At 58.3% G+C, this 22,267-nt stretch carries 16 protein-coding genes; 4 read left to right on the top strand and 12 right to left on the bottom strand.

The features are described from left to right. Positions 1-56: 56 nt before the first annotated feature. On the top strand, positions 57-224 hold the full coding sequence (gene rpmG / locus CRO62_RS24050; protein ID WP_003496403.1) for a 50S ribosomal protein L33: 168 nt from the start codon (positions 57-59) through the stop codon (positions 222-224). Between the two features lie 895 nt (positions 225-1,119). Here the strand turns inward: rpmG and CRO62_RS24045 are convergent. Together CRO62_RS24045 and CRO62_RS24040 are read right to left on the bottom strand one after the other, a co-directional pair. Then, on the bottom strand, positions 1,120-2,490 hold the full coding sequence (locus CRO62_RS24045; RefSeq protein WP_097102333.1) for a PleD family two-component system response regulator: 1,371 nt from the start codon (positions 2,488-2,490) through the stop codon (positions 1,120-1,122). A gap of 18 nt (positions 2,491-2,508) precedes the next feature. Beyond that, entirely contained in the window at positions 2,509-2,880 is a 372-nt protein-coding gene (locus CRO62_RS24040) for a response regulator (protein ID WP_003496409.1), read from the bottom strand. A 131-nt stretch (positions 2,881-3,011) separates the two neighbouring features. On the opposite strand from CRO62_RS24040, the gene CRO62_RS24035 reads away from it, so the two are divergent. From CRO62_RS24035 to CRO62_RS24025, 3 genes are all read left to right on the top strand, one after another. Continuing rightward, entirely contained in the window at positions 3,012-3,320 is a 309-nt protein-coding gene (locus CRO62_RS24035) for a DUF3572 domain-containing protein (RefSeq protein ID WP_097102331.1), read from the top strand. Positions 3,321-3,389: 69 nt separating this feature from the next. Next, on the top strand, positions 3,390-4,673 hold the full coding sequence (locus tag CRO62_RS24030; protein WP_097102329.1) for a DNA polymerase IV: 1,284 nt from the start codon (positions 3,390-3,392) through the stop codon (positions 4,671-4,673). A 164-nt stretch (positions 4,674-4,837) separates the two neighbouring features. Then, complete coding sequence (locus CRO62_RS24025; RefSeq protein ID WP_097102327.1) at positions 4,838-6,076, top strand: L,D-transpeptidase family protein; 1,239 nt, start codon at positions 4,838-4,840, stop codon at positions 6,074-6,076. A gap of 12 nt (positions 6,077-6,088) precedes the next feature. On the opposite strand, the gene dnaE is transcribed toward CRO62_RS24025, so the two are convergent. The 10 genes from dnaE to nuoL form a co-directional block, all read right to left on the bottom strand. After that, positions 6,089-9,589: a DNA polymerase III subunit alpha gene (gene dnaE / locus CRO62_RS24020; protein WP_097102325.1), complete on the bottom strand. Its 3,501-nt coding sequence runs from the start codon at positions 9,587-9,589 to the stop codon at positions 6,089-6,091. A 469-nt stretch (positions 9,590-10,058) separates the two neighbouring features. Further along, entirely contained in the window at positions 10,059-10,742 is a 684-nt protein-coding gene (locus CRO62_RS24010) for an ABC transporter ATP-binding protein (protein ID WP_013635957.1), read from the bottom strand. Between the two features lie 15 nt (positions 10,743-10,757). Beyond that, a complete protein-coding gene (locus CRO62_RS24005; protein WP_003512696.1) occupies positions 10,758-12,065 on the bottom strand; it encodes a lipoprotein-releasing ABC transporter permease subunit in 1,308 nt (435 codons plus the stop codon). A gap of 122 nt (positions 12,066-12,187) precedes the next feature. Further along, positions 12,188-13,510, bottom strand: coding sequence for a proline--tRNA ligase (proS, locus tag CRO62_RS24000; protein WP_019565481.1), 1,323 nt, complete (start codon positions 13,508-13,510; stop codon positions 12,188-12,190). A gap of 686 nt (positions 13,511-14,196) precedes the next feature. Further along, positions 14,197-14,502 carry a DUF1467 family protein gene (locus CRO62_RS23995; RefSeq protein ID WP_162692009.1) on the bottom strand — a complete coding sequence of 102 codons (306 nt, stop codon included), beginning with the start codon at positions 14,500-14,502 and terminating at the stop codon, positions 14,197-14,199. Positions 14,503-14,650: 148 nt separating this feature from the next. After that, positions 14,651-16,318 (bottom strand): ribonuclease J, encoded by a 1,668-nt coding sequence (locus tag CRO62_RS23990; protein WP_097102322.1) that lies wholly within the window; start codon positions 16,316-16,318, stop codon positions 14,651-14,653. A 207-nt stretch (positions 16,319-16,525) separates the two neighbouring features. Beyond that, positions 16,526-17,266 carry a biotin--[acetyl-CoA-carboxylase] ligase gene (locus CRO62_RS23985; protein WP_013635955.1) on the bottom strand — a complete coding sequence of 247 codons (741 nt, stop codon included), beginning with the start codon at positions 17,264-17,266 and terminating at the stop codon, positions 16,526-16,528. A 26-nt stretch (positions 17,267-17,292) separates the two neighbouring features. Beyond that, positions 17,293-18,735 (bottom strand): NADH-quinone oxidoreductase subunit NuoN, encoded by a 1,443-nt coding sequence (nuoN, locus tag CRO62_RS23980; protein ID WP_097103275.1) that lies wholly within the window; start codon positions 18,733-18,735, stop codon positions 17,293-17,295. An 18-nt stretch (positions 18,736-18,753) separates the two neighbouring features. Then, entirely contained in the window at positions 18,754-20,265 is a 1,512-nt protein-coding gene (locus CRO62_RS23975; protein ID WP_013635953.1) for an NADH-quinone oxidoreductase subunit M, read from the bottom strand. Further along, positions 20,265-22,262: an NADH-quinone oxidoreductase subunit L gene (gene nuoL / locus CRO62_RS23970; RefSeq protein WP_097102320.1), complete on the bottom strand. Its 1,998-nt coding sequence runs from the start codon at positions 22,260-22,262 to the stop codon at positions 20,265-20,267. The genes CRO62_RS23975 and nuoL overlap by 1 nt, the downstream gene beginning before the upstream one ends. Between the last annotated feature and the right edge of the window lie 5 nt (positions 22,263-22,267).

Here is a 22,267-nt window from a genome sequence, read left to right as displayed (position 1 = left end):
TTTAGCCGAGGTGAGAAGCGCCTGCGGCTTCTCTTTTGTTTAAAGGCAGGACGACCATGGCGAAAGCTACAACAATCAAGATCAAGCTGCTGTCGACAGCCGACACCGGTACCTTCTACGTCACCACCAAGAACAGCCGTACGTTCACGGACAAGATGACGAAGACGAAGTATGACCCGGTTGTACGCAAGCACGTTGAATTCAAGGAAACCAAGATTAAGTAATTCTTGATCGGGTTCTCCGGCAAAAGCGCGCCCAACGGGCGCGTTTTTTGTTTGTACGGAAAGGATTGCCGCCAACGGCATTCTTTGCGCCAGCGCCCTCGCAAGGCCCGACACAGGCCACCGAATCGCGACCTCCTCGTTGCGGCTCTTGAGTTTGGAACTTAGGCGGCGCTATCGGCACGGCGGGAAAACTCTTTATCACCGTCACCAAACCACGGTCTCGCCTAGTCAGCGCCTCTCCTAACCAGCGTCTCATCGGCCAAATGCGCCAACCGCTGTGAAAGCGCGGCCTGCGCGCGCAGCCGGATGTGCTGCGCTATAAGCGGCAGCACAAGCACAGAATATTTTGGGAGATAAGGCGGTCGGCCAACGATGTGATCACGGCACGAGGAACCGATTCGGACATCGTCAGCCGACCGACCCCACGATCCAGGAGATGCGGCGGACCTGAGCATCATGGGGCATTCAAACTACGCAATACCAGCCCCTGACGACCGAAACATCAGCGGTGTAAACCGCCATGGTTTCTTCATCACTAGACGGAAAAACCGCCGGAAGAACTGTTATTCTCGATTGGGAGTGTGCGCAGAAGTAAAATAAAAATCAACAAATTCTTAAGCCAGAGATACATCACCTGGAAAACATGGTTAAATATACAACGCTGGCACACTATAGTTCCGTGAGCGATTGAATTCAACGTATTTTTCAACTTGAACTCTATTAACCCTGTTTAACTTCATCCCTTCATTGCAAGAAGATAAAATACTGGCAAGGTCAGGGACTTGGCGCTTGCCACGGTTTGCCGTCAGGTCTTTGGGCGGCTATCGATAACGGTAAATGTCGAAAGTCTCAAAAGGCGGCACGAATTGTCCGCCTCATAGGCCGGCCTGCACCTTCAGGCGGCGGCCGCCACGACGCGGTTGCGTCCTGTGTGTTTCGCCTCGTAGAGCGCCTTGTCTGCATGTCTCAGAAGCTCGTCCGGCGCGCCGAATGCTCCACTGCTGGTGGCGATGCCAAGCGAAGCCGTGATACTCAACTCGCGGTCGATGGAACGAACGTGAAACGGCTTGTCCTCAATGATTGCCCGCAGGCGTTCGGCAACGCTTGTGGCAAGCTCCATAGGCGTGTCGGGCATCACAACCACGAATTCCTCCCCGCCATAACGGCAGGCAAGATCGGCACCGCGCACCGTGCTGCGGATGCGGGCTGCGAACTCGCGCAGAACCTCATCGCCGACATCGTGGCCATAGGTATCGTTGACCAACTTGAAGCGGTCGATATCGGTCATGCAAATGGAAATAGGGCGGCCACGGACGGCGGCGCGGTCGAAAAGTATTTTCAGATGATTGTCGAGATAACGGCGATTGTTGAGACCGGTCAGCCCATCGACGATTGCAAGCTCCATCGTGTGCTGGAGATTGAGCCGCAGATGCTCGTTATAGCGCTTGCGCCGGATCTGCGTCAGAGACCGGGCGACAAGTTCGTTGGGATCTATCGGGCGGAGAATATAATCGTTCACGCCAAGATCGAGCGCCCGCGCCACCATGTCGTCCGCCCCCTGCTCCGCCACCAGAAGCAACGGCAGGAACCGGGTACGCTCCAGCGAACGAAGCTGTGAACACAGTCTCAGCGGATCATAATCCTCGAAATTGGAATTGACGATGACAAGCTCGAAGGGGTTGCTCGCCGCCTTCAGCAGAGCCGCCTGAGGCTCCGTGACGGCATCGACCTCGGCAACCGGCTTCAGCGCCCTGACGATGCGTTCCTGCGAGCTTGCGCGGCCATCCGCCACCAGAACGCGGCCAGGCGTCTGCATGAGGCCATCGCTGCGCAGCATCTCCTCGATGCCAATCTCGCGCGCGGTCTCGGCCCGCAGCCGCAATTCGTCACTGACGGCCTTGAGGCGCACGAGGCTTTTGACACGGGCGATCAATTGAAGGTCGTTAACGGGCTTGGTCAGAAAATCATCGGCGCCGGCTTTCAGGCCGCGCACGCGGTCCGATGGCTGATCGAGTGCGGTGACCATGACAACAGGAATATGCGCCGTTTTCGGATTGGCCTTCAGTCTTTCGCAGACCTCGAAACCGTCCATGCCAGGCATCATGATGTCGAGCAGGATGATATCGACCTGTTCCCGGTCGCAGATATCAAGCGCCTTGAAACCATCCTCGGCGGTTACGACGTCGAAATATTCCGCGACAAGCCGGGCTTCGAGAAGCTTTACGTTTGCGGGTATGTCGTCAACAACCAGAACTCTCGCCGTCATAACAGTTCCCCAACCGCCTTACGCATCGCCTAGATAGGTCTTGATGATTTCGATGAATTTCGGAACGGAGATCGGCTTGGACACATAGGCCTCGCATCCGCCCTGACGAATGCGCTCCTCATCCCCCTTCATGGCGAAGGCCGTGACCGCGATGACCGGAATGACGTGCAGCTCGTCATCCTCCTTCAGCCATTTCGTCACCTCCAGCCCGGAAACCTCCGGCAGCTGAATATCCATGAGAATGAGGTCCGGGCGGTGCTTGCGGGCAAGATCCAACGCTTCCATGCCGTTGCGCGTCTGGATCGTCGTATAGCCAGACGCCTCGATCAGGTCACGAAAGAGCTTCATGTTCAGCTCGTTGTCTTCGACTATCATGACCTGCTTGGGCATGGTGGGCAGTCCCCGTTTCGCTTTGAAACCTTCTCCCAGACATATAGGGTGCCAGAGAACCGATTCCATCGTCCATTTGTTGCGCAAGGCTAGAACGATTTGGTTTCAAAATAGGTAACTTCGGTAGAGAAATGCTGAGAGATACAAAAAACAAAGACAATGCCGGAAAAGATCCGCAAGAAACGGCGGCCGCCATACTTGGCTGGCTGGCAAACGAGCCGGAAATGCTCGGGCGTTTTCTGGCGCTGAGCGGATTGCAGGCCAATATGCTGCGCCATGCCGCCAACGATCCCGGCTTTCTGGCGGGGCTCACCGATTTTCTGATGAGCCACGAACCAGACCTCATGGCCTTCTGCGCGGCGACCGACACATCCCCCGAAACGGTTGCCGCCGCCTGGCACCATTTTTCCGGCCCGGGGCTGGATTCGGGTGAGTATTGACAGGCCACCCCTTGAGCCGCCGTCATGGCCGGAGTATGGTCAGCCACGTTCTGGTTTTGTTTTCGGCCCATGTCCACGTCGCATTTTTATGATCCCGGTTTTTGCCGCGACTGTCTGGCCGGCCAGCCAGCGGACCTGAGGCGTTGTCGCGCCTGCGGCAGTCCCCGCCTCGTCTACCATGACGAACTCTACGACCTCAGCATCGCCCATATCGATTGCGACGCCTTTTACGCCTCCGTTGAAAAACGGGACAATCCCGAGCTTGCCGACAAGCCGTTGATCATCGGCGGCGGAAAACGCGGCGTGGTTTCCACTGCCTGCTACATTGCCCGCATTCAGGGCGTGCGCTCCGCCATGCCGATGTTCAAGGCGCTGGAAGCCTGCCCGGACGCCGTGGTCATCAAGCCCGACATGGAAAAATACAGCCGCGTCGGCCGTCAGATCCGAACCATGATGCAGGATTTGACACCGCTCGTGCAGCCGCTTTCCATAGACGAGGCGTTTCTCGATCTTTCCGGAACGGAAAGGCTGCATCACGATCCGCCCGCCCGGGTTCTGGCGAAATTCGTGAAACGGGTGGAAAAAGAAGTGGGCGTTACCGTCTCGGCCGGGCTGTCCTACTGCAAATTTCTGGCCAAGGTCGCGTCCGACCTTAAAAAACCACGCGGCTTTTCGGTGATCGGCGAAGCGGAAGCGCTTTCCTTTCTGGCAGCACGGCCCGTCACGACGATATGGGGCGTTGGAAAGGCGTTTGCGGCGACGCTGGAGGCGGACGGCATCCGCATGATCGCGCAGTTGCAGGAGATGGCGGAAGGCGACCTGATGCGCCGCTATGGCGTGATGGGACAACGGCTGTTCCGGCTTTCGCGCGGCATCGATGAACGGCACGTGCACAATAACGACCCGGTGAAAAGCGTGTCTTCCGAGACCACCTTCTTCAACGATATTTCCCGCCACGAGGACCTCGTACCGATCCTGCGGTCGCTTTCCGAAAAAGTTGCATGGCGCCTGAAGAAGAGCGGTATTTCCGGCCAGACGGTGGTGCTGAAAATGAAGACGGCCGATTTCAAACTCCGCACCCGCAACCGCAAGCTTGATGACCCTACCCAGCTTGCCGACCGCATATTCCGCACCGGCCTTTCGCTGCTTGCGAAAGAAACCGACGGCACCAAGTTTCGCCTGATCGGCATAGGCGTCAGTGATCTGCGCGATGCGGACCTTGCCGATCCTCCCGATCTCGTCGACAGGCAGGCGGAACGGCGGGCGGCGGCGGAAGCGGCAATGGACAAGCTGCGCGACAAGTTCGGCAAGGGCAGCGTCGAGACCGGCTACACTTTCGGCACACGCAAATAGCGGCCATGCCACTTGCATACGCCGTGAAACCCTGCGTCTGCAACACCCCGCCCCTATTTTAGATATTACACAAATTAGTGATGTGGCAGACGCCGTATCCTTAAACTTCATTAAACTTCGCGTGGTTGAGTAAACGAAGTTTTGTGCATGTGGTGTATTGCGTCATGTCCCTTCGCTTCCGTCTTCTGACCGGCATGCTGTCGGCCAGCATTCTTGCCTTTCCGGCGCTTGCCGCCGACAACAAGTCCCTGCAGATCGTCGTTTCGAAAAGCGATCAATCCCTGGCGCTTTACGAGAACGGCGAGATCGTTGCTACATCCAAGGTCTCAACCGGCAAGGCCGGGCATGAGACGCCGAGCGGCATTTTTTCGATTCTGGAAAAGCGCAAATACCACGAATCGAACATCTACTCGGCGGCGCCCATGCCTTTCATGCAGCGACTGACATGGTCGGGCATCGCGTTGCACGAAGGCAAGGTGCCGAATTATCCGGCCTCGCATGGCTGCGTGCGCCTGCCTTCGAAATTCGCGCAGTCGCTGTTCGGCGAGACCCGCTACGGCGTGCATGTCATCATCACCGACCGGCCGGTTTCTCTGCGCTCCGTACAACATCCCACCCTGTTTGAGCCGCGGGACGATGCCGATGACGGCAAGCTGCTTTTATCCGACGTCGAGCTGCGCCCCGCGACCTTCGACGCCGCATTGGGTACCGTTGAGGTGGCCGTGAATGAAAAAACGCAAGCCATCAAACCGATGGCCAAAGGCAAGGAGCCCTCGCCCTTGCGCATCCTCATCACCCGGCGCGGCGAGCGCGAAAAGGTGATGGATATTCAGGCCGTGCTGACCCGCCTTGGTTTCGATGCCGGGGCACCCGACGGTTATACCGGAGAAATGACGATCAGCGCCGTCAACGGTTTCAAGCGCTGGAAGGGGCTGAAAACCACCGGGCCGCTTCTGACCGACGATTTCGTCGCTGCGGTTTACGCGTCTGCCGGCGAAGATCATCCACCGAATGGCCAGATCATGGTGCGACAGGATTTCAAGCCGCTGTTCGAGGCTGCGATCGACATCAAGGATCCCGAGGTGGCACTCGGAACGCATTTCTTCGAAGCCGTTGCCGTCAACCGCGCAGCCGGAACTGCCGAATGGAATGGCGTAACACTGGAAAACCATCTGCCGGCAGCAGCCCGCAAGCGGCTCGGCATCACCGTTACCGAAGCGCCCGGTGGCTTTGACCAGCTAAGCGCCGCACTAGGCCGCCTCGAAATACCGGCTGAAATTCGCTCCCGAATCGACAAAGAGCTTTCAACCGGCAGCTCGATTACCGTTTCCGACCTCAGTCACCAGATGGAGACAGGGATGGGGACGGACTTCATTACCGTGACAAAGGAAGGGCCGGTTTGAGGGCTTGAGGCCTCACACCAGCTCCACATCAACAACACCGGGGGCGGAGCGAAGTGCGGCGGCGATCTCAGGGGAAATACGGTATTTCTCCGTCAGCTCCACCTCGATCTCGCGGCTCCCCTCGTCCTTGATGACGATGAAATAAACCGATCCGTCACCTTTGGTATTGAGGTGGCGGGCAACGGTTTTCAGCGGGCCTGAATCGCGCACATAAACCCGCAACGCCTTCTGCATCTGCACGGATTTCTCCTCGAGCGATTGCGCCGTCTGGATGCGAAGACCGATGCCTTCCGGGCGCTCTTCCGCCTGCACGGTGATAACAAGGGATTTGCCCACCTCGAGCAGATCGCGGAACTGGGCAAGCCCTTCGGAAAACAACACCGCCTCATATTGGCCGGAGGCATCGGAGAAGGTGACGATACCCATCTTGTTGCCGGTCCGGGTCTTGCGCTCCTGCTTGCCGGTGACAGTGCCGGCCAGACGCCCGGCGGTCGCACCCTGTTTCACTGCGGCGGAAAAATCGGCGAAATTCTGCACCCGCAACTTTTCCAATACAGGGCGGTAGGTATCGAGCGGATGCGCGGTCAGGTAAAAACCGAGCACCTGATATTCGCGCAGCAGTTTTTCCGAGGCGAGCCAGGGCTGGAAGGCAGGCAGGATGAGCTTTTCCGGACCGCTTGCACCGCCGGAGCCGAACATGTCCGACTGGCCGGTAACGCGGCTTTCCTGAGCGCGTTGCGAATAACCGATGATGCGGTCCAGCCCGCCGATCATCTCGGCGCGGTCGCGGCCAAAACAATCGAAACCGCCAGCATTGATGAGGCTTTCGAGCACACGCCGGTTGATCTGCTTCGGATCGATGCGCAGGCAGAAATCCTCCAGGCTCGCAAATGGCTTGCCGTCGCGCACTGTAACGATGTGTTCCACCGCGCCCTCACCCACGCCCTTGATGGCAGCCAGCGAATAATAGATGCGGTTCTCACCCGTCTCGAACTGGCGGAAGGAAGTCTGCACCGAAGGTGCCACGACCTCTATACCGAGACGGCTGGCATCCTGGCGGAAATCGTTGAGTTTTTCCGTGTTGGCCATATCCAGCGTCATGGAAGCCGCGAGGAACTCCACCGGATAATGCGCCTTCATATAGGCGGTCTGATAGGACACGATGGCGTAAGCGGCGGCGTGGCTCTTGTTGAAGCCGTAATTGGCGAATTTGGCCAGAAGGTCGAAGATGGTGTTGGCCTGCGGCTTCGACACGCTGTTTCTGATCGCGCCGTCGACGAAGCGCTCGCGCTGCTGGTCCATTTCCTCCTTGATCTTCTTGCCCATGGCGCGGCGCAGAAGATCGGCTTCGCCAAGCGAGTAACCTGACAGAACCTGGGCGATCTGCATCACCTGTTCCTGATAGACGATAACGCCCTGCGTCTCCTTCAGGAGGTGGTCGATGGTGGGATGGATCGACTCCAGCTCCTCCTCGCCATGCTTGCGGGCATTGTAGACCGGAATGTTCTCCATCGGACCCGGACGATAAAGCGCCACCAGCGCAATGATGTCCTCGATGCAGTCCGGGCGCATGCCGATCAGCGCCTTGCGCATGCCGGCACTTTCCACCTGGAACACGCCGATGGTTTCGCCGCGTGACAACATCTCGTAGGTTTTGGCGTCGTCCAGCGGAATTGCGGCGAGATCGACCTTGATGCCGCGTTTGGCAACGAAATCGACGGCGACCTTCAGCACCGTCAGCGTCTTCAGACCGAGAAAGTCGAATTTGACGAGGCCGGCGCTTTCCACCCACTTCATGTTGAACTGGGTAACCGGCATGTCGGAGCGCGGATCGCGATACATCGGCACCAGCTTCGACAACGGCCGGTCACCGATGACGATACCGGCAGCATGGGTGGAGGCGTGACGGTAAAGCCCCTCGATCTTCTGGGCAATATCAAGCAGCCGGGCAACGACGGGTTCCTTGTCCGCCTCTTCCTGCAGGCGCGGCTCTTCCTCGATCGCTTTCGACAGTGGCGTCGGATTGGCCGGGTTGTTGGGGACCAGCTTGCAGATCTTGTCCACCTGCCCATAGGGCATTTCCAGCACACGGCCGACGTCGCGCAATGCCGCGCGCGCCTGCAACGAACCGAAGGTAATGATCTGCGCCACCTGCTCGCGGCCATATTTGCGCTGCACGTAGCGGATCACCTCTTCGCGGCGGTCCTGGCAGAAGTCGATATCGAAGTCGGGCATCGACACGCGTTCGGGATTGAGGAAGCGTTCGAACAGCAGCGAGAAGCGCAGAGGATCGACATCGGTGATGGTCAGCGCATAGGCCACGAGCGAGCCTGCACCCGAACCGCGGCCGGGGCCGACCGGAATATCCTGCTGCTTGGCCCATTTGATGAAGTCGGCAACGATCAGGAAGTAACCGGGAAAACCCATGCGTTCGATTACGCCAAGCTCGAAATCCAGCCTGTCGCGATATTCCTGCTCTGTGTAGCCAGGCGCCATGCCGAGGGCCGCAAGGCGATGATCGAGACCTTCGACGGCCTGACGGCGAAGCTCTTCGGCCTCTGCCCGCTGCGCCGCTTCGGGATCGTCGCTGGCACCGGTGAAGCGCGGCAGGATCGGCCCACGCTTCTTCAGCACATACGAGCAACGCATTGCAATTTCGACGGTGTTTTCCAGTGCTTCCGGAAGGTCGGCAAACAGCTCCGTCATCTCCTCACGGCTTTTCATATAATGGTCGGGGGTCAGGCGGAACCGGCTGTCATCGGAAACGATGGCGTTATGCGCCACCGCCATCAATGCATCATGCGCCTCATAATCGGCCCTCGAAGGGAAGAAGGCCTCGTTGGTGGCGACCAGCGGAATATCATGTTCATAGGCAAGCCCGATCATACGCCGCTCATGGACGCGGTCGAAACCGGACTGACGCTGCAATTCGATATAAAGCTTGTCACCGAAGAGTGATTTCAGCGCCAGCAGGCGTTCTCTCGCCTGCGCCATATGCCCTTCCTTCAGAGCCATATCCACCGGACCACCGGAGGCACCCGTCAGCACGATCAGCCCGGCATTGGAGGCTTCCTCCAGCCATGCGCGGGTAATATGCACGGACTGGCCACCGCTTTCACCTTCCAGATAAGCGCGGCTGATAAGGTCCACCAACCGCTCGTACCCTCCGGCATCAGCCGCGAGCAGCACGATGGCTGGAAGCTTGGCAAGGTGGCTGTTGTGGTTGCGGCGATCATCCACCGCATCCTGCATGTCGATCGACACCTGACAGCCGATAATCGGCTGTAAGCCCTCATCACGCGCCTTTTCGGAAAACTCCAGCGCGACGAAAAGATTGTTCGTGTCGGTAATTGCTATTGCCGGCTGGCCGTCTGCAACGGCCTTGGACATAATTTTCTTGAGGGGTAAAGCCCCCTCAAGCAGGGAGTAAGCGGAGTGAACCCGCAGATGGACGAAACCGGGTGTTTTCAGCGTTTCGCCAGAGGTCTCTCCACGCGCAACCGTCTCGCCCATATCGTCATCCTGTCATTCTGAATCGAGGGGGCGATTTTCCGATTTTCGGCATTCAAAGTCCACCGCCTTTCGGCGTCTATACAGGCTTCTGCGCCGGTGTGCCCTTCACAGGGCAGTGAGGATCACCGAAAAGCTGGCGACAAACACAGCGATGGAGGCGAAAGCGGCAACGTCACGGATGAAATCAGTCATTGGTCTCTCCTTACTCGTTATGTTCTAACTTTGTTCTCATTTTGTTCGATTGTCAACAGGCTTTTACTGATATTCCCCTTGCTAACGCGACAGAATCGGCTGCGGTTCCACCTTCGTGAATGGCAAGCCACTGACTCCAAAGCAAAAAAACCCGGAGGCAAAAACACCTCCGGGTTCGTGAAAATTCAATTGTGGGAAGAACGAGTGGCCTGGCGGGAGACAGACTCAGCCGCAGAACAGATCGCAAAGGCGGTATGATCGCCTCACCGCATCACGATCAGAAGTCGACGATCTTGCCGTCTGCAAGCGTCACCCGGCGGTCCATGCGGTTGGCAAGCTCATGATTATGGGTGGCGATCAGTGCGGCAAGGCCGGACTGGCGCACCAGCGCCTCCAGCGCATCGAACACATAATGCGCGGTCTCGGGATCGAGATTGCCGGTCGGCTCGTCGGCGAGAAGCAGGAGCGGTGCGTTGGCAACGGCGCGGGCAATCGCCACACGTTGCTGTTCACCGCCGGAAAGTTCAGCCGGGCGATGTTCGCCGCGATGGCCGACGCGCATGTAATCGAGCAGCGCGCTCGCACGCTTGCGGGCCTCGCCCTGGGTCAAACCGGCGATGAGCTGTGGCATCATCACATTCTCCACCGCCGTAAACTCCGGCAGCAGATGATGGAACTGGTAGACGAAACCGATGTCGCTGCGGCGTATCGCCGTGCGCTTTTCATCCGGCAGACCATTGCATGGCGCGTCATTGATGAAGACCTCGCCGGCATCCGGATGTTCGAGAAGCCCGGCGAGATGCAGCAGCGTGGATTTGCCGGTGCCCGAGGGGGCAACAAGCGCCACCATCTCACCACTCTTCAACTCGAAATCGGCCTTGCGCAGAATGGAGAGCGACGTCTCGCCCTGACCATAGGTCCTCTCGACGCCGGTAAGCCGCAGCACTGATTTTTTTGCCATATTGTGAAGCGGTCCTTATTCGTAACGCAGGGCCTGCACCGGATCGAGCTTGGAAGCCCGCCATGCCGGAAAGATGGTTGCCAGGAAAGAAAGCGTCAGCGCCATGATGACGACGGTAATGGTCTCGCTGATATCCATTTCGGCCGGAAGCTGGCTGAGGAAATAGAGCTGCGGATCAAACAGCACCGTGCCCGACACCCATGAGAAGAACTGCCGGATGGATTCCACATTGAGGCAGACGATGACGCCGAGTGCCACACCGGCGAATGTGCCGACGGTACCGATGGCAGCTCCCGTCATGAAGAAGATACGCATGACGGCGCCGGAACTGGCGCCCATGGTGCGCAGAATGGCGATATCGCTGCCCTTGTCCTTCACCAGCATGATGAGGCCGGAAATGATGTTGAGCGCCGCCACCAGAACGATTAGCGTCAGGATCATGAACATCACGTTTCTTTCCACCTGCAGGGCGGAAAAGAAGGTCTGGTTCCGCTGTCTCCAGTCGGTGATATAGATCTGCCGTTCAGCTGCCTGCTCCACCAGCGGGCGGATGCCGTCGACATTGTCGGGGCGACTGACGTAAAGCTCGATGGATTGCACCAGGCCTTCGGCATTGAAATAAAGCTGGGCTTCGGACAGCGGCATATAGATCATCGACGCATCATATTCCGACATGCCGATCTCGAAGACGCCCGAAATCTTGTAGGATTTGACGCGCGGGTTGACACCCATCGGCGTCACATCGCCTTCAGGCGAAATGAGGGTGATATCGTCACCCGCCGTCACGCCAAGCTGTGCGGCAAGCCTTGAGCCAACCAGAACCCCGTCGCCCGCCATGAAGCCGACGAGATCGCCGGTCTTGACGTTGGTGGCGACTTCCTTGATCTTGTCGATATCGTCCTGTCGAACGCCGCGCACGAGCGCACCGGAGCCGGCGCCACCGCGACCGGAGGCCAATGTCTGCCCCTCTACCAGCGGCAGGGCCATCGTCACGCCCGGAATGGCGGAGAACTTCTTCGCCAGCTCATCATAATTATTGAAGGGCTGGTCGATCGGCTGGACGATCATATGGCCGTTGATGCCGAGAATGCGCGAAATCAGCTCCGTGCGAAAACCGTTCATGACAGCCATGACGATGATGAGCGTCGCGACGCCCAGCATGATGCCGACGAAGGAAAAGCCGGCGATGACGGAAATGAACGCTTCCTTGCGCCGCGACCGCAGATAGCGCCAGGCGACCATGCGCTCGAAAGCGGAAAACGGCCGGGCGGTCCTTTCCCGGGCGGAAGGAGCCGCACCCTTGTCAGCCTCGGCTTTTGCCATGTCGTCTCCCTGATCTGAACTTGAAAGGCCGGTTTTCACGAAAAACCGACCCCTGATCTTGATCTCATAAAGCTGGAGCGGATTTCAGGCGAAAACCGCTCGTCACTTTCACTATTTCGCGCTTAGCCAAGCACCCTGTTCATTGCCGCTTCGATTGTGACGGTTTCACGGTCGCCGGTCTTGCGATCCTTCACCTCGACTTCACCGTTCGCTGCCGAACGCGGGCCGACGATGATCTGCATCGGCACGCCGATCAGGTCAGCAGTCGCGAACTTCTGGCCCGCGCGGTCGTCCGTATCGTCATAAAGAACATCCTTGCCGGCATTGGAGAGCGAGTAATACAGCTTTTCGCACGCCGCATCACAGGCTGCGTCACCTGCCTTCATGTTGATAATCACGACATCGAAAGGAGCGACCGAAGCCGGCCAGATGATTCCGTTCTCGTCATGCGATGCTTCAATGATGGCGGGAACAAGGCGTGTCGGGCCAATGCCATAGGACCCCATGTGAACGGGGTGTTCCTTGCCATCAGCACCCTGCACCTTGGCGCCCATCGGCTCGGAATATTTGGTGCCGAAATAGAAGATGTGGCCGACTTCGATGCCGCGCGCGGAAAGGCGCTCGCCATCGGGAATGGCGTCATAAGCAGCTTCGTCGTGCATTTCCGAGGTGGCGGCATAGTCGGCCGTCCATTCGTCGAAAACGCCCTGAAGGGCTGCGACGTCGTCGAAGTTGGTATCGTCGGCGGGGATGGCGCGGTCGAGGAAGCTCTTGTGGCAGAAGACTTCTGATTCGCCGGTATCGGCCAGAATGATGAATTCGTGGCTGTGATTGCCGCCGATCGGGCCGGTATCGGCACGCATGGGAATGGCGCGCAGGCCAAGCCTTTCGAAGGTGCGCAGGTAAGCGACGAACATCTTGTTATAGGAGTGGATCGCGTCTTCCTTGGTCAGATCGAAGGAATAGGCATCCTTCATCAGAAACTCGCGCGAGCGCATGGTGCCGAAACGGGGGCGCACCTCGTCGCGGAACTTCAGCTGAATATGGTAGAGGTTCAGCGGCAGGTTCTTGTAGGACTTCACATAGGACCGGAAGATGTCAGTGATCATCTCCTCGTTAGTGGGGCCATACAGCATCTGGCGGTCCTGACGGTCCTTGATGCGCAGCATTTCCTTGCCGTAATCGTCATAACGGCCGCTCTCCTGCCACAGCTCAGCGGTCTGCAGCGTCGGCATCAGAAGCTCGATCGCGCCGGAGCGATCCTGCTCCTCGCGGATGATCCTGTTGACCTTGTCCAGAACGCGCTTGCCGAGCGGCAGCCAGGAATAGATGCCAGCCGATTGCTGCCGGATCATGCCCGCACGCAGCATGAGGCGATGGGAGACAATCTCCGCTTCCTTGGGGTTTTCCTTCAGGATGGGCATGAAATAACGGCTGAGACGCATGACGACTTCCATTGGTATGGGCAACAACACGCAAAGGCGCGGGAATCGCCCCGAATAGAGGGATATTGGCGCCGTACATAGCTGTTTCTGACCAAGAAGAAAACCCGCCATGCAAAGACCTGTCTAGGCGATTTCGTGGCATTTTCGCGATAGCTAATTTGCGTCAAAACGCTTTGGCCGGAATATTATTCTTGATCTGGTGCGACAAATTGCACCACAGGGAATTTTTTGCCGACTGTAACAAATATGCAAAAAATGAGATGACAAGCATGGGTGATTGGGCTAACTTTAGCTCACAAAAGAGGCAGGAAGTCTAAATTCTTGCCGTTTTCGCGGTCAGTCTTGGGAGGATTCGATCTTAGGCGCGCTTGTCGCTGCCCCGGTAACGGTTACAGATCACGCGAAACCTGAAAAACAAGGCTGAAATGCCTTGTTTTTTTTTGATTCCGGCAAAGTTCACAGCCCCGAATGGTTATTCCGGTAAAATTGTGACAGCGAATTGCCCGCCAGACACCCTCATGGTGTGTGCACGACTGATATGACATCCATATGACAGCACTGACGCATCTTGTGGCGACCGTTCATAAAACGGCAGCACAGCTTATGTTGCCTTAAATCGCATCACGAAGCCCGCCACGCTGCAAAATTCTGCGGCGCGCTTAATCCTAGGGCGTGGGTGAAGTGCTTCAGTCGAAAACCGGGATAATTCTCGGAAGGTCGTCCATGCTGACGCCGAACCACCAGGTTCCGCCGTACCAGAGCCCGCAGATCAAAGCCGATATCAGCGTTGTCCACAACACGATGCGCCCGCCCCTGAACCTTGACGGGGCGCTTGCAACCGTGCCAATCGCCACATCGCCCTCTTCCTCTTGGGTGCGAAGGCCAATCGGCAGCACAACGAAAAGCACCGTCCACCAGACGATGAAATAAATGGCGAAGACCGAAAGAAGCGGCATGACGTCCTCCTGCGTGATGCGCCCCTTGTAACGCATTCATCCGCGAACCGGAATCACTTCCCTGCAACATGCGTAAAAAGCTGCAAGAGAGGAGAAGGAACGATCGCGGACGGCGATTGCGTCATGTCCGAGATGGTCCGGACATGACGGGGCGTGACGGTTTGAAAACCCGGGATTTTCCGGTTCAGACCTTGGTGACGAAAACCGTCACAATCGGCTTCTTGCCCCATGCCTGGTTGGCAGCGGCGCGTACGGCGCGGCGCACTGACTCGCGCAGCAGCGCAAGGTCCTTGCGGCGGGCGCGGGGGATGCTTTCCACGGCGCCGAGTACGGCGTCATAGAGCGTATCTTCCATGTCCTCGCCCTCATCATCGAATTCCGGCAGGCCGAAAGGCACGACATCGGGATCTCCGAGGAAGTCGTAGCGGCTGTCCAGCAGCACATTGACGGAGACATGGCCGGCGAAGGAAAGCTTGCGGCGGTTGCTGATCCCCATCTCGTCGAGGTCACCGATGAGGTTGCCGTCCTTGAAGACGCGGCCGTGCGGTGCGTCGTTGATGACTTCCGCAGGACCAGGCGCCAGACGCAGAATGTTGCCGTTACGAACCTTCGGCACCTGCGAAATGCCGGCCTGTTCGGCCAGTTCCTTCTGCGCCACCAGATGCGCCGCCTCGCCATGCACCGGCACCAGGATTTGCGGCTTGGTCCATTCGTACATCCTCAGAAGTTCGTTACGGCGGGGATGGCCGGAGACATGCACCAAAGCCTCATTGTCGGTAACGATATGGATGCCCTGCTCTATCAGGCCGTTCTTGATGTCGATGATCGCCTTCTCGTTGCCCGGAATGGCGCGCGAGGAAAATACCACCGTATCACCGGCAGCCAGCGCCACATTGCGCATCTCATCGCGCGAAAGCTTGGCAAGGGCTGCCCGCGGCTCGCCCTGCGAACCGGTGAGAATGACGACCACCTTGTTGCGCGGAATATAACCGTATTCGTCTTCAGCCAGGAACGGCTTGATGCCTTCCATGATGCCGAGATCCTGCGAAACGTTGACGACCCGCTTCAGCGACGAGCCGAGCAGCAGCACTTCGCGTCCGGCAGCTTCCGCAGCCTGCGCGATGGAGCGGATACGGCCGACATTGGAGGAGAAGGTGGTGATGGCCACGCGACCCTCGGCATTTTCGATGATCTGCCGCAGCCCCTCAGACACTTCGTGCTCCGAAGGCGATACGCCGTCGCGCAGCGAGTTGGTGCTGTCGCACATCAACGCCAGCACGCCCTCTTCGCCGATGGCGCGGAAACGGGCCTCATCCGTCAACGGTCCGAGAGACGGCGCCTCGTCGATTTTCCAGTCGCCCGTGTGGATGACATTGCCAAGCGGCGTGCGGATGACCAACGACATCGGCTCGGGGATCGAATGGTTGACGCCGACGGCCTCGATTTCGAACGGGCCGACATTGATGCGATCACCCGCCTTGAACGGGGTAATTGGAATTTCGGCACGGCTGCCCTCATAGGCGCGCTTTGCCTCCAGCATGCCGGCGGTGAAACCCGAGGCATAAACGGGCACGTTGAGGCCGGGCCACAGATCGTTCAGCGCGCCGTAGTGATCCTCATGGGCGTGGGTGATGATGATGCCTTTGAGGTTCTTCTTCTGCTCGGCGATATAGCTGATATCGGGCAGAACCAGATCGACACCAGGCAGATCGAGACCGGCAAAGGTAACGCCGCAATCCACCATGATCCATTGGCGCTTGCTTTCCGGACCGTATCCGTACAGCGCCAGATTCATGCCGATTTCGCCGACGCCGCCAAGCGGCAGAAATACCAGTTCGTCCTGTTTAGTCATTGTTCTTCTTATCCATTCACGAGAGCGCGCTGGCGACGGCAATATGCCGCGCCCAGCCGCCCGTTTAACAGCATCGGACCTGAAAAATCATCTGATCGACCGGGCCGATGCGGAGCCGGTCTGTCACCCTGCTTTTCATGAGCAGCAGGAAAGCTCCAACCTGTGGGGAGAGGTTCGGCGCGGGTCTTTGAAGACACGCCGTCCACCTCATCCAAAAAACACGTCGCCGGCGGCGATGGAGCGCCTTGTGCCCTCATCCTCATCCAGCAGCAGATAACCATTATCATCAATTCCAACGAAACGCCCGCCGATCGAGCGATCCGGAAAATTGACGGTGATATGTTCGCCGATACCGCAGGCAGCCGCCCGCCATCCGGCCATGACACCGGAAACGCCCCTGCCCTCATCCCAGCTTTGCAGCACATCGGCTGTCTCGCGGAAGAGATGCGCGAACAGCTCGTCGGGGGAGCACGACGCCCCGTGTTCGGACAGCATGGTAACGGGATAAAGCGGGTTTTCAGGCTTGTGGGCGATATTGATACCAATGCCGATGACGATGGCGCGGCGCCCATCCGGCAGAAGTTCGGCTTCCATCAGAATGCCGCAGGTCTTCCGGCGCCCGATCAGCACGTCGTTCGGCCATTTTATCTCTAGCGGATCGCCACCCGTCGGCAGCACAGCGCGAATGGCGCGGTAGACGGCAAGCGCAAAGGCAAGCGGCAATGAACCGATGCGGTCCATCGGCGCCGGATCGATGAGAAGAAGCGAAGCGTAGAGATTGCCGGGTTCAGACACCCAAGGCCGGCCGCGGCGACCGCGCCCGCCAGTCTGGCGTATGGCGGTGATCCACAGATTGCCGCCATCGCCTGCCCTTGCCCGAGCGAAACATTCTATGTTGGTCGATGGCGTTTCCGCCATCGCCTCGTGCCGGAAGTCATCGATGGACATCCGGCCCGTATGCTTGTGCGTATTGCTCAAAAGAACGTCTTTGCCGCAACCGTGACTGCATTGCCGAGCGCACCACCGAACACGATGAAAGCGACGACGAACAGTCCAGAGAGCGCATAAACGATTTTCAGTTCGCCAGCCGGACGCTCGAAGCTGCCCTTGGCCTCATCGAACCACATGACCTTGACGACGCGGATATAATAATACGCACCGACAACCGAGCCGATCACACCGATGATGGCAAGCGGATAGAGCTTGGCTTCGATGGCAGCAAGGAAGACGTAGTACTTGCCGAAGAAGCCGGCGAGCGGCGGAATGCCGGCAAGCGAGAACATCAGGATCGTCAGAACAACTGCCATGAAGGGGTTGGTCGAGGAAAGCCCGGCCAGATCCTCGACATTTTCGACATTGCCGATTTCCTTGCGACGCATGGAGAGAATGCAGGCGAAGGTGCCGAGCGTCATGACCATGTAGATGGTCATGTAGAGAATGACGCCCGAGATACCGGCCTCGGTGCCCGCCGCAAGACCGACCAGCGCGTAACCCATGTGACCGATGGAAGAATAGGCCATCAGGCGTTTGATGTTCTTCTGGCCGATTGCCGCGAACGAGCCTAGCAGCATGGAAGCGATGGAGATGAAGACGACGATCTGCTGCCAGTCGGCAAAGACCGGCTGGAAAGCGTCCACGACGATGCGAACGAAGATCGCCATGGCGCCGATCTTGGGAGCGGCAGACAGGAAGGCCGTGACCGGGGTCGGCGCGCCTTCATAAACATCGGGCGTCCACATGTGGAACGGCACGGCGGAAATCTTGAATGCCAGACCGGCGAGAACAAAAACCAGACCGAAGACGAGGCCGAGCGAACGGGTCTCTGCCGTCAGAACCTGGGCGATTTCGGTAAAGCCGGTATTGCCGGTAAAGCCGTAAACCAGCGACATGCCGTAAAGCAGCATGCCCGAGGAGAGTGCACCGAGAACGAAATATTTCAGGCCCGCTTCGGTGGAGCGCAGGCTTTCCCGGTTGATGGCACAGACGACGTAGAGCGCAAGCGACTGCAGCTCCAGCGCCATATAGAGCGAGATCAGGTTGTTGGCCGAAATCATCAGCAGGATGCCGAGCGTCGCCAGAACCAGAAGCACCGGATATTCGAACCGGCCGACCGGCTCGAAACGGCTCTGGCCGACAGAAAGTATCATGGCGGTGATCGAGCCGATCAGCGCCAGCACCTTCATGAAGTTGCCGAAGGCATCGGCGACGTAAACGCCGCCGAAAGCCACACCCGAAGCGGGCGCAAAGACGATCCAGAGACCGACGACGAGCAGCAGGGCCACGGAGAGGCCAGTGACCGTCGTTGTCGACTTGTCGCCCGAGAAGACGCCAATCATGAGCAGCGCCAGCGCGCCGACCGCAAGGATCAGCTCGGGCGTCGCGATGTGCAGACTGGCAAAAAGAATTTCAGCGGTCATGTCCAACGGGTCCTGTCGTCAATTCATAGAAAGCGCAACATTTTGCGCCGCCTGCAATGCAGCCGTATAGTTGTTTACCAGAAGATCGACCGAAGCGGCTGTCGCATCGAAAACCGGAGCCGGATAGACGCCGAAGAAGATCGTCAGCGCAACCAGCGGATAAAGGATGACCTTTTCGCGGGTCGACAGATCGAGCATCGATTTCAGGCTTTCCTTCTCAAGCGCACCGAAAATCACGCGGCGGTAGAGCCACAGCGCGTAAGCGGCCGAGAGGATGACGCCGGTTGCCGCAAACAGCGCGACCAGCGTGTTGGCGCGGAATACGCCGATCAGCGTCAGGAACTCACCGACGAAGCCGGAGGTGCCGGGCAGACCGACATTGGCCATGGTGAAGATCATGAAGGCGACGGCATATTTCGGCATGTTGTTCACGAGACCGCCATAGGCCGAGATCTCACGGGTATGCAGCCGATCGTAAACGACGCCGACGCAGAGGAAGAGCGCGCCCGACACGATGCCGTGCGACAGCATCTGGAAGATTGCGCCCTGCACGCCCTGCACATTGGCGGCGAAGATGCCCATGGTCACGTAACCCATGTGGGCGACGGAGGAATAGGCGATCAGCTTCTTGATGTCGTCCTGCATCATCGCCACCAGCGAGGTGTAGATGATGGCGAGAACCGACAGCGTGAAGACGAAGGGTGCGAAATAGTCCGATGCCAAGGGGAACATCGACAGCGAGAAACGGATGAAACCGTAACCGCCAAGCTTCAGCATGACGCCTGCCAGAATGACGGAACCTGCGGTCGGCGCCTGCACGTGGGCATCCGGCAGCCAGGTATGCACCGGCCACATCGGCATCTTGACCGAGAAGGCCGCGAAACAGGCAAGCCATAGCCACGTCTGCATGCCGGCCGGGAAGCCGTATTTCAGAAGTTCGGTCATGTCTGTCGTGCCGGACTGCCAGTACATCGCCATGATGGCGAGCATGGTCAGAACCGAGCCGAGCAGCGTGTAGAGGAAGAACTTGTAGGAAGCGTATACGCGATCCTTGCCGCCCCAGACGCCGATGATGATGAACATCGGGATCAGCGTTGCTTCGAAGAAGACGTAGAAAAGAACCGTATCCAGCGCCACGAAGACGCCGATCATGACGACTTCCAGAAGCAGGAAGGCGATCATGTATTCCTTGATGCGCTTTTCAACCGACTGCCAGCTTGCCAGCACGCAGAAAGGCATGAGGAAGGTGGTGAGGATGACGAACAGCATGGAGATGCCGTCGACGCCCAGATGATAGGCGGCGATGTTGCCGAACCATGCGTGTTTTTCCACCATCTGGAAACCGGGGTTCGAATTATCGAAGCCGATCCAGACGAACAGCGATACCAGGAAGGTGAAAACGGTCGTCAGCAGCGAGACGTTGAGAATGTTGCGGCGACCGTAAGGGCCGTTCTCATTGGTCAGCAGCAAGAGCACCACGCCGACGAGCGGCAGAAAGGTGACCGTTGAAAGAATTGGCCAATCGGTCATCAAAACGCACTCCCGAGCATCATCCAGGTGACAAGCGCCGCGATGCCGATCAGCATCGCAAAGGCATAGTGATAAAGGTAACCGGATTGCAGGCGGACCATGCGGTTGGTCACGTCAACCACACGCGCTGCAATGCCGTTCGGTCCATAATGGTCGATGACGGCCACGTCGCCCTTCTTCCACAGGAAGCGGCCAAGCGCCTTTGCGGAACGCACGAAGAGGAAGTCGTAAAGCTCGTCGAAGTACCACTTGTTCAAGAGGAACTGGTAGAGGCCGCGATGGGTCGCTGCCAGACGCTTCGGCGTCTCCGGCGACTTGATATACATGTACCATGCGGTGACGAAACCAAGCGCCATGGCGAAGAACGGGCTCCACTTGACCCACAGCGGAACATGGTGGAACTCGTCAAGGATTTCATTTTCCGGAAGCGTGAGGAGAGCACCCTTCCAGAACTCGGCATATTCATGACCGAAGAAATAACCTTCGAAGACAACACCGGCGAAGATCGCGCCGACGGTGAGGATGAAGAGCGGGATCAGCATGACCATCGGCGATTCATGCACATGGTGCATCACGTCAGCCGAAGCGCGCGGCTTGCCGAAGAAGGTCATGAACGCCAGACGCCAGGAATAGAAGCTGGTGAACAGCGCGGCGATGACCAGCAGCGTGAAGGCAAAACCCGACAGCACCGAATGGGACGCATAAGCGGATTCGATGATCACGTCCTTCGAGAAGAAGCCGGCAAAGCCGATCATCGTGCCCGGAATGCCCACACCGGTCAGCGCCAGCGTGCCGACGGTCATCGTCCAGAAGGTGATGGGGATATGTTTGCGCAGGCCGCCCATGTAACGCATGTCCTGCTCGCCATCGACGGCATGGATGACCGAACCGGCGCACAAGAACAGCAGTGCCTTGAAGAAGGCATGCGTGAAGAGGTGGAACACGGCCGCGCCATAAGCGCCGACGCCGAGTGCCACGAACATGTAACCGAGCTGCGAGCAGGTCGAATACGCAATCACGCGCTTGATATCGTTCTGCACGAGACCAACGGTCGCTGCGAAGAAGGCGGTGATGGCGCCGACCAGCGTCACGACGGTGAGCGCATCATGCGACAATTCGAACAGCGGCGACATGCGGGCAACGAGGAAGACACCGGCGGTGACCATGGTTGCGGCGTGAATGAGGGCTGACACAGGGGTCGGGCCTTCCATCGCGTCCGGCAGCCAGGTGTGCAGCAGGAACTGCGCCGACTTACCCATGGCGCCCATGAAAAGCAGCAGGCAGACGCCCGTCATCGCATTGGCCTTGTCCAGCTGCATGCCGAACAGGTTGATAACGGTTTCGGTGGAAGCTGCACCTTCAGCCGGCAGATAGGTGCTGGCGGCAGCGAAGATGGTCTCGAAATTGATCGAGCCGAACAGCACGAAGACGCCTGATATGCCGAGAATGAAGCCGAAGTCGCCAACACGGTTGACGATGAACGCCTTCATGGCAGCAGCAGACGCCGAAGGCTTCTTGAACCAGAAACCGATCAGCAGGTACGACGCCAGACCAACGCCTTCCCAGCCGAAGAACATCTGCAGCAGGTTGTCGGAGGTCACCAGCATCAGCATGGCGAAGGTGAACAGCGAAAGATAGGCAAAGAAGCGCGGACGATGCGGATCGTGGTGCATGTATCCGATCGAATAGAGGTGCACCAGCGTCGAGACGGTGTTGACGACGACGAACATGACGGCCGTCAGCGTATCGATGCGGAACGCCCATTCGACGTCGATGCCGCCGGACTGGATCCAGCGCAGCACGGTGACCTTGATCACCTCGCCCGGCTCGCCATGGGCAAGCGCGACGGAGAAGAAAACGATCCACGACAGGACGGCGACCACGATCATCAGACCGGTGGTGACATATTCCGAAGCCTTGGCGCCGATCGACCGGCCAAACAGGCCGGCAATCAGGAAGCCGATCAGAGGAAGAAAGACGATAGCCTTGTAGATCATAGCCT

The organism is Rhizobium sp. AN6A (assembly GCF_900215635.1).
GTDB lineage: Bacteria > Pseudomonadota > Alphaproteobacteria > Rhizobiales > Rhizobiaceae > Agrobacterium > Agrobacterium tumefaciens.
The sequence above is the reverse complement of the archived record's forward strand: the minus strand, read 5'-3'. Positions and strand labels throughout refer to the sequence as shown.